This window comes from Paenibacillus rhizosphaerae (genome assembly GCF_014192015.1).
GTDB classification, from domain to species: Bacteria; Bacillota; Bacilli; order Paenibacillales; family Paenibacillaceae; genus Paenibacillus_AQ; species Paenibacillus_AQ rhizosphaerae.
Map to the genome: position 1 here is coordinate 175,232 of NZ_JACHXJ010000007.1, position 14,406 is coordinate 189,637.

At 55.8% G+C, this 14,406-nt stretch carries 10 protein-coding genes; 8 read left to right on the top strand and 2 right to left on the bottom strand.

Features of this window, described 5'->3' with window-relative positions:
• Positions 1–67: 67 nt before the first annotated feature.
• The 4 genes from FHS19_RS30930 to FHS19_RS30945 all read left to right on the top strand — a co-directional run bounded on the left by FHS19_RS30930 (position 68) and on the right by FHS19_RS30945 (position 5,993).
• Positions 68–1,483 carry an FAD-binding oxidoreductase gene (locus tag FHS19_RS30930; protein WP_183586676.1) on the top strand — a complete coding sequence of 472 codons (1,416 nt, stop codon included), beginning with the start codon at positions 68–70 and terminating at the stop codon, positions 1,481–1,483.
• Positions 1,476–2,843, top strand: a complete 1,368-nt coding sequence (locus FHS19_RS30935; RefSeq protein ID WP_376772004.1) for a (Fe-S)-binding protein — start codon at positions 1,476–1,478, stop codon at positions 2,841–2,843. Before FHS19_RS30930 ends, FHS19_RS30935 begins: the two co-directional genes overlap by 8 nt.
• A gap of 107 nt (positions 2,844–2,950) precedes the next feature.
• Positions 2,951–4,693 carry a beta-N-acetylhexosaminidase gene (nagZ, locus tag FHS19_RS30940; protein ID WP_183586678.1) on the top strand — a complete coding sequence of 581 codons (1,743 nt, stop codon included), beginning with the start codon at positions 2,951–2,953 and terminating at the stop codon, positions 4,691–4,693.
• 196 nt (positions 4,694–4,889) lie between these two features.
• Positions 4,890–5,993 (top strand): Leu/Phe/Val dehydrogenase, encoded by a 1,104-nt coding sequence (locus tag FHS19_RS30945; RefSeq protein ID WP_183586680.1) that lies wholly within the window; start codon positions 4,890–4,892, stop codon positions 5,991–5,993.
• A 207-nt stretch (positions 5,994–6,200) separates the two neighbouring features.
• Here FHS19_RS30945 and FHS19_RS30950 read toward each other — a convergent pair whose 3' ends face one another.
• Positions 6,201–8,204, bottom strand: coding sequence for a methyl-accepting chemotaxis protein (locus tag FHS19_RS30950; RefSeq protein ID WP_312887383.1), 2,004 nt, complete (start codon positions 8,202–8,204; stop codon positions 6,201–6,203).
• 713 nt (positions 8,205–8,917) lie between these two features.
• Between FHS19_RS30950 and FHS19_RS30955 the strand changes: the two genes are divergently transcribed.
• A complete protein-coding gene (locus tag FHS19_RS30955) occupies positions 8,918–9,565 on the top strand; it encodes a GntR family transcriptional regulator (protein ID WP_183586682.1) in 648 nt (215 codons plus the stop codon).
• A gap of 46 nt (positions 9,566–9,611) precedes the next feature.
• A complete protein-coding gene (locus FHS19_RS30960; RefSeq protein WP_183586684.1) occupies positions 9,612–10,781 on the top strand; it encodes a helix-turn-helix domain-containing protein in 1,170 nt (389 codons plus the stop codon).
• A 57-nt stretch (positions 10,782–10,838) separates the two neighbouring features.
• Here FHS19_RS30960 and FHS19_RS30965 read toward each other — a convergent pair whose 3' ends face one another.
• A complete protein-coding gene (locus FHS19_RS30965) occupies positions 10,839–11,744 on the bottom strand; it encodes an RraA family protein (protein WP_183586686.1) in 906 nt (301 codons plus the stop codon).
• Positions 11,745–12,612: 868 nt separating this feature from the next.
• On the opposite strand from FHS19_RS30965, the gene FHS19_RS30970 reads away from it, so the two are divergent.
• Complete coding sequence (locus FHS19_RS30970) at positions 12,613–13,578, top strand: carbohydrate ABC transporter permease (RefSeq protein WP_376772005.1); 966 nt, start codon at positions 12,613–12,615, stop codon at positions 13,576–13,578.
• A gap of 53 nt (positions 13,579–13,631) precedes the next feature.
• Complete coding sequence (locus FHS19_RS30975; RefSeq protein WP_076173753.1) at positions 13,632–14,402, top strand: carbohydrate ABC transporter permease; 771 nt, start codon at positions 13,632–13,634, stop codon at positions 14,400–14,402.
• Positions 14,403–14,406: the final 4 nt, after the last annotated feature.

Genomic DNA, 14,406 nt, shown 5'->3' on the forward strand with positions numbered 1-14,406 from the left:
GTCATCAGATGACCTGACTAATTTATTCGCACTGATATCGATTCTGGAATATAAAGGAGTGTTTTCCTTGCTGCAGGAAGACGTAAAACGCGAGCTTATCGCCATTTTGGGCAGCTCTTATGTAAAGGATGATCCCCAGTCGCTGGTCACGCATTCGTATGACGGCACGCCGATGCTGCAGTCGCTGCCGGATGCGGTCGTGTATCCGGAAAACACCGGCCAGGTCTCCGAAGTGTTGAAGGTGCTGAGCCGGCACCGAATTCCGGTCGTCGGCCGGGGGGCGGGAACGAACCTGTGCGGTGGCACGGTGCCCGTTCAAGGCGGCGTCGTCATGGTCATGCACCGGATGAATCGAATCCTCGAGATCGATATGGAAAATTTGACGGCGATCGTTCAGCCTGGGCTGAATACGAAACAGTTCATTACGCATGTGGAGGAGCTCGGCCTGTTCTACCCGCCGGACCCGAGCAGCATGTCCATCTCGACCCTAGGCGGCAATATCGCCGAATGCTCGGGCGGTCTGCGCGGGCTGAAATACGGAACGACCAAGGATTACGTGATCGGGCTGGAAGCCGTCCTGGCGAACGGTGACATCATTCGGACCGGCGGCAAGCTGATGAAGGATGTGGCCGGTTACGATCTGACGAAGCTGCTGGTCGGTTCGGAAGGCACGCTGGCCATCATCACGGAGGCGACGCTGAAGCTGATTCCGCCGCCGAAGTACAAGAAGACGATGCTGGCGATGTACAAGGATTTGTACGGCGCGGCCCGTACGGTATCCAAAATCATCGAGAACCGGATCATTCCGGCTACCCTGGAAATTCTCGACCGTTCCACGATTCGGGTCGTGGACGATTATGCGAAGCTCGGGCTGCCGCTCGACATGGAAGCGATCCTGCTGATCGAACAGGACGGCGACATGGAAACCGTGGAGCGGGATATCGCGCTCATCACGGACATCTGCCGCAGCGAGCAGGCCGATCAGGTGAGCATTGCGGCGAGCGCGGAGGAGGCCGAGAAGCTGCTGACCGCCCGGCGCAGCGCGTTTACCGCGCTGGCACGGCTGAAGCCGACGACGATTCTCGAGGACGCGACGGTGCCGCGTTCCAAGATCGCGGATATGGTGCTTGAGATCAACCGCATCGCGAAGAAATATGACGTCCAGATCTGCACTTTCGGCCATGCGGGAGACGGCAACCTTCATCCGACGGCAACGACCGATGCGCGTAATCAGGAGGAAATTCACCGGGTGGACGAAGCGTTTGAGGAAATCTTTGAGGCGGCGATCCGGCTCGGGGGAACGATTACCGGTGAGCACGGGGTCGGTCTGGTCAAATCACCGTTCCTCGAATGGAAAGTCGGCGCAGCCGGAATGGAAGTCATGAAGGCGATCAAGCAGTCCTTTGATCCGCATAACCTGCTGAATCCGGGGAAAATGTTCGCGAAGGAAACGAGAAAACGGGTGGTGATCGACCGTGGGTAACGCGGTGAATGTGAAGGAGCGGGCGAATCCGCTCGCCGAGACGCTCCGGCTGCGCCTCGATGAGGACCAGCTGACCAACTGCATGCGGTGCGGCTTCTGTCTTCCGGCGTGCCCGACCTTTGCCGAGACGGGCATCGAGGCCGAGTCGCCGCGGGGCCGGATCGCTTTAATGAAGGCGGTCGCGGACGGCATCATGGAGCCGGATGAGGCGTTCGAGGAGCAGATGAACCACTGCCTGGGCTGCCGGGCCTGCGAGCCGGCATGTCCGGCGGGCGTCAAATACGGGCAGCTCATTGAACAGGCGAGGGACGCGATCGAGGATCACAAGCAGCATAAACCGCTGGTAAAGGCTGCACGTCATGCGGCGTTCAAAACGGTTTTTCCGCATCAGAAGCGGATGAAGCGCGTGGGCCGAGGCCTTGAGCTGTACCAGAAGTCGGGGCTGCGGAAAGTAGCGCGGTCCACCGGCATCATGAAGCTGTTTCCGAAGCATATCAGCGATATGGAGAAAATATTGCCCGAAGCCTCCGGCAAGGGCGTACTGGAGAAGATCGGCGCGTATCACCCGGCAAAGGGCGGGAGAATCGCCACTGCAGCGCTTTTCAGAGGGTGCATTATGGATGTGCTGTTCACGGACACGAACATTCATACCGTGGATCTGCTTACCGCAGCCGGCTTCGATGTGGTGATTCCGGCGGCGCAGAACTGCTGCGGCGCCCTGCATGCGCACAGCGGCGAGGCGGAAGGAGCTCGGGAGCTCGCCCGCGGCAACATCCGCGCCTTTAAAGAAGCTAATGTGGACTACATCGTCTCCAATGCGGGCGGCTGCGGGGCGATCCTGACCGAATACGACCATCTGCTGCATGAAGATCCGCAGTGGCGGGATGATGCAGCCTGGTTTGCCGAACGCGTCGTCGACGTCAGCGAGCTGCTCGTCCGTGCGGGCCGGAACTTGTGCTTCGGTGTCTCTTCGGTGGACCCTGCTGGGGAAAAGGATTCGAAGGTGAGAATCACCTACCAGGATTCCTGCCATCTGCGCAACGTGATGAAATCGGCGGACGCCCCGCGAGTATTGATGCGTCAAGTGGAAGGCGCCGAGTTTATTGAAATGAAGCACGCCGACCGCTGCTGCGGCTCGGCGGGTATCTACAACGTGACGCAGCCGGAGATGGCCGGCAGCATTCTGGATCACAAGATGGAGCACGTGGAAGCGACGCAGGCCCAGTATCTGCTGACCAGCAATCCCGGCTGCCTGCTCCAGATGAAGCACGGCATCGAGAAGGAAGGCCTCAGCGGCAGCATGAAGGCCGTCCATATCGTCGATTTTCTGCATGAGCGGCTGCAGGAGCGGCGGGAATAGGCAGCGGAATCATAAGGGAATCGGATTTCATAAGATCGAATTTGATGAGTCATATCGGAATTAGTAACCGAATCGATAAACAGCACATGGTCTAGGGGGATATCACGATGAATCAGGAACGGAAGATCGATCAGCTGATCAAGAGCATGAGCCTGCGGCAAAAAATCGGACAGATGTTCGTCTGCGGCTTTTGGGGAACGGAAATCAGCGAGGAGCTGCGGCAGTTCATCGGCACGCATCAGATCGGCGGCGTCATTTATTTCGCCCGCAATGTGAAGACGACGCAGCAGGTGGGCCGGCTAAGCCGGGACCTGCAGCAGGCGGCCGCGGCGTCGGGGACGCTGCCTTTGTGGATCTCTATTGATCAGGAAGGCGGAATGGTCGCCCGGATCACGGAAGGCGTCGCTCTGATGCCGGGAAATATGGCGCTGGCCGCCGCGGGCTCGGCGGACTGGGTGTACGAGTCGGCCCGCGTCAGCGGGGAGGAGCTGCGCTCCCTCGGCATCAACCTGAACTTTGCGCCGGTGCTCGACGTGAACAACAATCCGCTGAATCCGGTCATCGGCGTCCGTTCCTACGGAGAGTCCCCGGAAGCGGTAGCGGAGTACGGGACGCTTGCTTTCCGCGGCCTGCAGGACGTGGGCGTCGCGGCCACGGCGAAGCATTTTCCCGGGCACGGGGATACCGCGGTGGACTCCCATCTGGACCTGCCCACGGTTACCCACGACCGGCAGCGGATGGATGAGGTGGAGCTCGTTCCATTCAAAAAGGCGATCGCCGAAGGCATCGACGCGGTGATGTCGGCACATATTTATTTTCCGGCCCTTGAGCCGTCCAAGCTGCCGGTGACGCTGTCGCATGCCGTGCTGACCGGCCTGCTTCGGGAGGAGTTCGGCTACGACGGCATCGTCATGACCGACTGCATGGAAATGAAGGCGATCGCCGAGCATTACGGCACCGTCAAGGCTGCGGTGATGGCGGTCGAAGCGGGAGCGGACACCGTCCTGATCAGCCAGACCCCGCAGCTTCAGGTGGAAGCGATGGAGGCGCTGGAGCAGGCGGTCCGCTCCGGCCGGATCGCGGAGCGCCGGATTGACGCCTCCGTGCGCAGGCTGCTTGCGCTAAAGGCGAAGCGCGGACTGCTTGGGAGCCCAGCGGAGCTGGGGATGCTGCGGCTGGAGCAGGACGGGCTGGTTTCCGAAGACGCACATGGGCTGCAGGACGAGCAGGCCCGGTATGGCAAACAGGCAGCGTCCGGGCTGCAGGACAAGCGCCCCGGGAACGAAGCCCACATGGGACTGGCCCGCCGGATCAGCGAGGCAAGCATCACGCTGGTGCAAGCAGGGGAAGGCGTCCTGCCGCTGAAACGGCAGCGCACGCTGGTCATCTCGGTTGCGGCTGCCGCGCTGACGATTGCCGACGAGGCGATCGCGAGGACGGAAAGCCTGGGCAGCGCCCTGGCCGCACAGGGAATTGATGTGAGCGACCGTCAGGTGCCGCTGACCGAAGTGGCGGAGCAGGCGGTCCGCCTTGTAGAGGAAGCCCGCGGCGAAGTAGTGCGGCAGATCGTTGTGGGCACGTACAATGCGCAGTTTGACCCGGCACAGATCAAGTTAGTCCAGGATTTGCTCGCGCTTGGCAAACCGGTCGTGGTGGCCGCGCTGCGAAATCCGTACGATCTGATGAGTTTTCCGGAGGCGTCTGCGCTGGTTGCGTCCTACGAGAGCCGTCCGTTGGCGCTTGTGAGCACCGCCAAGGCGATCGCCGGCGCTATCCCTTTCAAGGGGCGCCTGCCGGTATCGGTAGGCGCATCGTACCCCGCCGGTTGGGGATTGCAGACGGACGTGTGAGAAGCAGGGACAGAGTTATTCTAAGACGGCGTTAGCCGTCTTTTTTTGTTCATGCACGCTTGCCGAATAAAGCCCGGAAAGTCGGCTAACACGGGTGGAAACTTTACTTTCAAGTCAAATCATTACTATAATAATCCTGTTACGCTTATAAGCGTGAGCAGCATGAGGCATGAATCACAATGGAGGAGACACCGATATGGAACTGTTTAGCGCAATGGAACAGTACGATTATGAGCAGCTTCTTTTTTGTCAGGACAAGTCGTCCGGACTCAAAGCGATCATTGCGATTCACGATACGACGCTCGGGCCGGCACTGGGCGGGACCCGGATGTGGACTTACGCTTCTGAGGAAGCCGCGATCGAAGACGCATTGCGCCTGGCTAAGGGGATGACCTATAAGAACGCCATTTCAGGCCTGAACCTGGGCGGAGGCAAAACCGTCATCATCGGCGATCCGAAAAAGGATAAGAACGAAGCGATGTTCCGGGCCTTCGGGCGATACATACAAGGATTGAACGGCCGCTATATAACGGCAGAGGACGTCGGCACGACAGTGGCCGACATGGATATCATTCATCAGGAGACGGACTTTGTTACCGGGATCTCCCCGACCTATGGCTCGTCGGGCAATCCGTCGCCAGCGACGGCCTACGGCGTATACCAAGGCATGAAGGCCGCGGCCAAGGAAGCCTTCGGCTCGGACTCGCTGGAAGGCCGTACGGTTGCGGTACAGGGTGTCGGCAACGTGGCGTCCCACCTGTGCGAGTATTTGCATCAGGAAGGCGCCCGGCTGATCGTGACCGATATTAACGAGGAGGCGGTAAGCCGTGCGGTGGAGAAGTTTAACGCCACAGCGGTGGCGCCGGGGGATATTATCGGCGTTGACTGTGATATTTTCTCCCCTTGTGCGCTGGGCGCTATCATCAATGATGAGAGCATTCCGAAGCTGAAGGCAAAGGTAATAGCCGGCTCGGCCAACAACCAACTGAAAGAAGCCCGGCACGGAGACCTGATTCACGAGCTGGGCATCGTTTACGCGCCGGATTACGTCATTAACGCCGGCGGCGTCATTAATATCGCCGACGAGCTGAACGGCTATAACAAGGACCGCGCCTGGAAGCAGATCAGCGGGATCTATAACAGCATTTCCCGCATCTTCGACATCTCCCGGGATGCTGGCATCCCGACGTATGCCGCCGCGGACCGGCTTGCGCTCGAGCGCATCGAAACGCTCAAAAATACGCGCAGCCCGTTCCTGCAAAACCCGCATCATGTGCTGAGCCGACGCCTTGGGCGTTAAGCGAGCACTTGCCGGAATCGTAGCCGGGAACCGCTCAGGTTGGTGGGGAAAACACATCAACCTGCAAGCACTAAAAGGCATACCTACGGGGAACCGCCCGTAATAAACACCAAAAAGCGTACCACACGGACTTTACCGTACGGTACGCTTTTAGTATTTCTAAACCTCCGGGGGCCGGGGATTCAAGGCGGGTGCTGCCCGCCCCAATCAGCCCTCCAGCTTGAAGCGGTCGATTTTCTCCTGCATGTCTACCGCCATCTTCGACAGGCTGTTCGCCGAAGACGAGATTTCCTCCATGGACGCCAGCTGCTCCTGGTTCGCGGCGCTCACGCGCTCGAACGACGCGACCGTGTTGCGCGAAATGCTGGCCACCTCCTGCACAGAGGCGGACACTTCCTCGCTGCTTGCGGACATCTGCTCGGTGACGGCGGAAATGTCCTGGATCTGGTCGGTGATCTGCTTGGCGGATTTTTCGATATTAGCAAAAGCTTCGAGCGCTTCTGCCGTGACTTCCATCCCTTGATCCACATCGGACTGCACTTTATGACGCATCACGTTATACGCGTCAGTGATCAGCATCGTCATCTCCTGGATCGTGTGCTGGATTTCCTCTGCCGTGAGGTTCGACTGATCCGCCAGCTTGCGGACTTCCTCGGCGACGACGGCGAAGCCGCGTCCATGCTCGCCGGCCCGTGCCGCTTCGATCGCAGCGTTCAGGGAGAGCAGGTTGGTCTGTTTAGCCACTTCGGAGATCGCCGTGCTCATCGCGGCGATGCTTGCGCTGTGGTCGTTCAGCTTCTCGATCAGCGCCGCGGACTCGTGCGTGGACTTCTTGATCGTGTCCATCTGCGTGCTGACCAGCTGAACCTTCCGGCTGCCGGCGTGCACGTCTTCTTCCGTACGGTTCGACGAATCGACGATGGTGCTGGCCGATTCGGCAATACGCTGGATACCGCTGGCCATTTCCTCCATGGTGCGCGCGCTCTCCTGCGCGGCGACGGCCTGGTTGTTGGCCTCCTGGGCCGAATCCGTCATCATATTGGAGACGAATTCGACGCTCTGCGCGTTCTGCTCCGTGCTGGCCGTCAGCTCTTCGCTCGAGGCCGCCAGCTGGCTGGAGGTTTCCGACATGTCCAGCACCATCCGGCGCAGCGAGTCCACCATGGCATTGTAATTATGAGCCAGGTCTCCGATTTCGTCCCTCCGCTTCGTCATGACGCGGTCGTTCAGATACCCTTCGCTCACGCGTTTCGCCGAACGGTTCAGCTGCTCGATCGGACGCGTGATGCTGCGGATGATGAAGAACATGACGATCAGCGCGGCAATGACGGCGATCACCAGAACGATGGCCGATGTCCAGAAGATCGGCGTCGTCGCTTCCGTATATTCGCTCTCCGGAAGGATGCCGACGATTTTGAAGCCGGTCAGCTCGTTGGTCACGAAATAGCCGCGCTGGCCAACGCCATTGAGCGGGTTGGTGTAGTTGAGCAGCCCTTCACTTTTACCTTGCATCGTTTTAAGCTGGTCGCCGACAAACTTGGAACCAACCTTCTCGGCCGGGTGCGACATCAGCAGACCGTTACGGTCAACTAAGTAGATGTAGCCCTCGTTGCCAAGGTGCACCTGCTTCACGATATTGTTGATGTTCCCGATGCTCAGGCTGATGTTGATAACCCCTTTGCCGTCGGGCAGCGTTTTGGAAATGGCGATCGCATAGTTTTTCGTCGTAGCTGAAATTGCCGGATCGTCGACAACGGCCTGTCCCTTGTTGTTCATGGCCAGCTTATACCAGTTGCGGGTTCGTGGATCGAAGGTCTGGACACCCGGGTCCGGGGATTTCATCCACGATCCGTTATCGGTGCCGATCGAGACGATTTCGATTTCCGGATGCTGCGCTTTAAAATCGTCAATCAGGATTCGGGTCTCCACCGAATGATTTTCGATGTCGGCATACGTGATCTGATTGCTGAGCTGCTTCACGTTGGACAGCTGCATTTCAACCATGGTGTTGATCAGTTTGTCGAGCAGCATGACGCTTGATTTCGTGGTGTCCTCCATTTTGTCCTGAAGCTGTGCTTTGGCGCTGTTTACGGCGAAGACGGCAAGCACAATGGTCGGGATAATGAGCATGAGACAGATGAAGAGCATCAGTCTGCTTCTGAGCTTTTTAATGTTGAAAAGCCCGGATATTTGCTTAAGTAGCTTGTTCAAACGAGATTCCCCCTGCAGTCGATATAGGTCTAAAGTTCCGGCAGCACCTGTGTCAACAGGCGCAGCGCTTAAAAGAGCAGCTCCGGGCGGGCGTATTTGCCGATCCGCGAGAATCCGTTCAAAAGGTATGTAATCGATGTGAATGGATTCATCCGTTCCGGCGGAGGGCATCCCGTGAGCGGAAAGGTATTCCGACCGGTTTTAGTTCCTATTCTATATTTCGACAAGTATCCCCGATATTTTCATATCTTTATTTCATAAATCGGCAATTTTCTTCTGAAAAAATGAAATGAGAAACCATTCATTTCCTGTTTTTTTCTGGATAGGTAGAACGAACTATGCGGATGGCACCAATTATATGATGCATGAGGTTGGTTTTTATTGGATAACATCTGGTTGTCCGATTAAGAGTAGGGCTTGCGGCGGGAAGGGGCAGGGATGGAAGTCCCCCAGAAGAATGCTTGTCGATATACGCGAAAAGATCATAAAAAATCAAACCTTTTTCGTCAAAATCCTCCGTTGTCAGAAGGGAGCCGGCCCCCATATAATGATGGAAACAGATTATCGATAATCGATAATCACGGGAGGGATGATGGAACGCAAGTTAACGAAGCTATCGACCGACCGTTTTGAAAACGGTTACCTGACTGCCGTTGCGTACGTGTTGGTCAAATCTGCAGTCATGGATGATCGGCGAATGGAGACTGAGAGTCATGTCAAACAGCAGTTACTTCCCTTTGGGGAATTCCATCAGCGAACAGATTTATTTGACGCTTAAGCGCGAAATTATCGCAGGCGAGCTGCCGCCGGGAACACGGCTCATCGTGCTGGACATCGCGGGTAAATTTCAGGTCAGTCAGGCGCCTGTGCGCGAAGCGTTGGAGAGGATGAAGCAGGAAGGGTTAATCAACGGCATTCCGAATAAAGGGTCGGTCGTTTCCAATATTACGTCGAAGGAGATCAGAGATATTTTCGTGCTCCGTGAAATTATTGAGGGTTACGCTGTCCGAACGACCATGCCGACTCTATTGGAGGATGATTACGAGCAATTGGAAATGATTATCCGGTCGATGGAAGAAGCCGTCGGGCGCAATGACACGCTGGGCATCCTCGAGCTGGATATGGATTTTCATGGATTTTTCTACAAGCGCTGCGACAATCAGGCTATTCTGGAGCTCTGGAACCATATGAGGACGAAGGTGATGCGCTTTATGGCCATCTCCAATCGTCATCACACGACGGATTTGCTGGCCGAGTGGCACCGGCGGCTGATTACCGTTCTCCAGACAGGGGACGGGGACGCGGCTGAGGAGGCTTTTATCGAGCATATGCATGCCTATAAATTCATCCATATGGACTAGAACCATGCCTCTCGTTCGTTATCCTTTCACAAAGGGGAAATGAAGCATGTTAAATGAACGTTTCGTGTTCGATGACCAGGATGTTATGACTTGGATGAGGGACCGCCTGCTAAGGCACCTCATTTCCGGCAAAGCGAATATGAAGGGGGAACTGAAGGAAAGCCTGTCCAGGCTTCGCTTGAACCCGTACTATACGTTTCCCGCCATTGCGTTATTGGAGCCAACCGCTCCCTATGACCATGAGCGTGACCGCTTGGCATATCTTGAGAACATGCGCGGCGATCTTCAGGAGCGCGTGCCGGAAGGGAGCGTCGTCTTTCTGGACGAGGAAGGGAGAATCGGGCTGCTGTTTTCCTGGGTATCCAAAGAGGTTTTGGTCCGGGTGCAATCCATGCTCCAAGAACGGTTCCCCCATCCGGTGAACATTGGAGTAGGTAAGCCATGCAGTCACTTGAGCGACATCCATCTCTCTTACCGGCAGGCTTCGGCTGCACTGGAAAACAAGTTTTACCGCGGGACGGGTCAAATCATCCATTACAGCGAAATCCGCCGGATGGAGCTGGTCGGGCGCTACCCGGCCGATAAGGAGAGAAAGCTGTACGCCAGCTTCCGTTCGGCCGCTACGGAGGCGGAGATCGCGGAGGCGGTGGACCAGTTTTATGCCGCGCTGCTGGAAAAAGGCCCGATCGACGTTACGAGCATGTATGAGCTGACAATCCGGATGCTGGTCGGTATCGAAAAAAGGGTGATTGCCGACGAAGGGAATGGAGGCGCTTACAAACCGTTTGAAGCGACGTCGCTGGTGAAGATCGGCACGCTGGAGGAGCTGAAGCGCTACGTCACCCGGTTTCTGACCGGCCTGTGGGAAGTCTTTTCACCCACACTTAAAGAGAGCCACCGCAGCCTGATTAAAAAGACCATCCATTACATGGAGCAGGAATGCCAGTATGCTTCGCTGCAGAGCGTTGCGCAGAAGGTGTTCATTACGCCGACTTATTTGAGCCTGCTCTTCAAGACGAACACCGGCAAGACGTTCATTGAGCACCTGACTGAAATCCGGATCGACAAGGCCAAGGATATGCTGCGGACTACCCATTACAAAAACTATGAGGTTGCCGAAAAGGTCGGTTACCAGGATTCCCGCTACTTCAGCCAAATTTTTAAAAAGAAGGTCGGTGTCTCCCCCAGCGAGTACCGGGAGTCGATCTGCAAATAGGCAGCGAAAAAAAAGGAGCAGGCATTCAGCCCGCTTCCTTTTTTTTGTGGAAACCCGTTACAGCCGCACGTCGCTCCGCGGACCGTCGAGCTCGTTTTTTCGCGCTTCCGCAAGCTCGGACTCCCAGTTCAGATGCCGGTACTCGGCGGCGGCCTCATCGCTTTCGAACCACCGGGTGAAGTCCTCCCACAGCGCCGTGGTCCAGGAGGCGTCGATCTGCGCAGTGGAATAGACGCCTTCTTTGAGCCGGACGAAGCCGAAGATGTCCCGCACCTGCGATTTCTCCGCCTGCACGGCCGTCAGCTCGGCCAGATGGGGAGGGATGAAGATGACGCCGGCCGGCGTACCCAGTACGACGTCGCCCGGCAGGCAGATCGCCTTGCCGATCCGGGTAGGCACGTTCATGCCCACCATGGTGACTTCGCCGATGGCCGTCGGGTCGCTTCCTCGGTAATAGACGTTGATGTTCTTGATTTCGGACACCTGCTGATTGTCGCGGATGCCGCCCCAAATCACGGCCCCGCCGCGCTTTGTACGGGTGGAGATCGCCGTCGAGAGGTTGCCGCCGACGTAGGTGCCGAGGTGGACTTTATCGAACATATCGACCACGACGACGTCATCTTCAACCAGGGAATCGATCACCCACTGGTTGAAGAAGCCGCTGCGGCCTTCCTGTTCATGCCCGTAGTTCAGCAGCGTCTCATGCAGATCTGGCCGCTGCGGTACCATGACCGCGGTGACCGCGCGTCCCACCATGACCTGGTCGGGATGCACGATTTTGAAGTCCCCTTCAAACTGGAATTTGTAACCCCGGTGCCAGAGCGGCCCCCACGCTTCTTCCAGCGTAATTTTGCGGATTCTTCTCAGCACGTCTTCGGGCACCTTCGGCCGTCCGTTCTCGAACCGCTCGCCCTTCCACTGCGGCGTCAATTGAATGATATCTTCCGGATTGTCAAATTTCATTCCAAAATCCCTCCTCGATCTATGGATGCTTTCGAACCTAGTGCTTGATTCCATTGTTAAGGACGGCTTCCGTTTTGTCGATGTGACTTTCTTAAGATCATCGAATTTATAAATTTTCAGCAGAACTGAACCATTCGGTCATCGCAAAGCTTATCTATGACATTCTCCAGATCTTAAACCAATCAGCTGCTTCCCGGCACTCCGCAAATCTCAAATCAATCTGTCTTTTCTCCGCACTGTTCATTTTGAAATAGCATTCATACATTCTCAGTCCTTATCCTACGGACATATTCTTGTTATGTCTTACAAAAGATGGACACGACACTATATTCTTCTGCGGGCGGCTTAAAAGAAAAAGTCTCTACATCTTGTATTAACATCTGGATTCCAACTGATATATGGGACAATGACGGAGAGCAAAGATAGAGTGCATTTGTCCACCTTTTGGAAGACAACATCGCAATCTGTTCGTTGTCAGTAAACAAACTCCTGGAACGATACCAATCTAAGTTTTGTTCGTTATAAGTAAACCAACACCATTGAAAGATACATCTAAGGTTTCTCTTATAAGTAAACCAACTTCTATGAAGGATACATCTGAAGTCGTTCTTATAAGTAGACAAAAGAAAAACTTCAGATAGATGCGGTCTGTCTTCTTTGAAATTACGTCGATAGACGTTTTTCTTTTGACATTTTCGGAAGCGATCATCATTTTTTCCACCAGACGTTGGAAGGACCGGGGAGAGGCGCAGACGGATTTTAAAAAAACAAACATTATCGTAAAATCGTCGCCTTTAATCATGAAACCGCTTTCGAATAAAGTAGTACTACAAACATTTTTATGATTTGGAATGCAAGAGGGGAGGAAATGAAAAGGATGGTTGCAGAAACGAAAACGACAGCCGAAGCGGAGAAGACCCGACGCGCCGTCCGAAAGCGCATAAAGACCGGGGACACCCATTTGGCGGGTTACATTTTTATTTCCCCGTGGCTCATCGGCTTTTTGCTGCTTACGCTGTGGCCTATCGCCCAATCGTTTTATTTGTCCTTTACCGACTACTCGCTGCTGGAAGACCCGGTCTGGGTCGGAACCGAAAACTACGTCAACATTTTTACGAATGATTCGACCTTTACCAAATCACTCGGCGTCACCTTCTTGTTCGTCTTGTTCTCCGTGCCGCTGAAGCTGTTCTTCTCGCTCCTCGTGGCCATGGCGCTGAATCAGAAGCTTAAAGGCATGAACCTGTACCGGACGGCCATCTATTTTCCTTCGCTGATCGGCGGAAGCATTGCGGTGGCAGCCCTGTGGCGCAACATGTTCGGCCTCGACGGCTATATCAACCAGGTGCTCGCCTGGTTCGGCATCCAGGGCGTGGGGTGGATTTCCAATCCCGACACTTCACTTGGCACACTTATTCTTCTGAACACATGGCAGTTCGGCTCGACGATGGTCATCTTCCTGGCCGGCCTGAAGCAGATCCCGCAAGAGCTGTACGAATCCGCGGCCGTAGACGGCGCCGCAAAGATCCGCCGGTTCATCAGCATTACGCTGCCGATGCTGTCTCCCGTCATGTTTTTTAACCTGATCCTCGGCGTCATCGGCTCCTTCCAGACCTTTACCTCCGCATTTATCATTACGAAGGGCGGTCCGGTCAACTCCACTTACGTGTATGCCTTGTATTTATACGAGAAGGCGTTCAAGCATTACCAGATGGGATATGCCTCGGCGCTGGCCTGGATCCTGCTCGCCATTGTTGCACTCTTGACCATCGTGAACTTCGCCGCATCCCGCTACTGGGTATTCTACGAATCGGAAGGAGGGGGAACGAAGTGAAGCTGAAGTCCAAGGTAACGAATCATCTGTTTCTGTCCTTGTTCTCGCTTCTCATGCTGTACCCGGTTATCTGGTGGGTCGGCGCCTCCCTGAAAAAGACCGAAGAGCTCAGCCTGCCGACGATCTGGCCCAAGACGCCGATGTGGGAAAATTACAGCAAGGGCTGGCATTTCTCCAGCGAGTACACGTTCGCCCACTTCTTCGGCAATTCGCTCCTGATGGAGGTCGGCAACGTCTTCGGCGGGGTGCTGACCGCCGCCATCGTCGCTTACGGCTTCGGCCGGCTGAGCTTCAAGCTGCGGGGCTTCTGGTTTTCCATCCTGCTGCTGACGATGATGCTGCCCGGACAGGTAACGATCGTTCCGCAGTATATTCTCTTTAACAAGCTGGGCTTTGTGGACAGTTACGTGCCGCTGGTGCTGCCGCATTTCTTCGGCGGCGGAGCGTTCTTCATCTTCCTTCTGGTCCAGTTTATCCGGGGCATTCCCCGGGACCTCGACGAGGCGGCGAAAATCGACGGCGCGTCGGTGTATGGCATCTTCCTTCGGATCATTTTCCCGCTGATCAAGCCGGCGCTCATGACGGTCGCGATTTTCACCTTTATCTGGAGTTGGGACGATTTCTTCGCGCAGGTGCTGTACATCAGCTCGGTCGAAAAGTTTACGGTCGGCCTGGCACTGCGGATGTTCATCGACCAGTTCGATATCCAATGGGGACAGCTGCTCGCCATGTCGCTGTTGTCCGTCCTCCCGTCCATGCTTATCTTTTTATTTGCGCAAAAGCATTTTGTCGAGGGGATCGCGACGACCGGCCTCAAAGGTTAGCTTG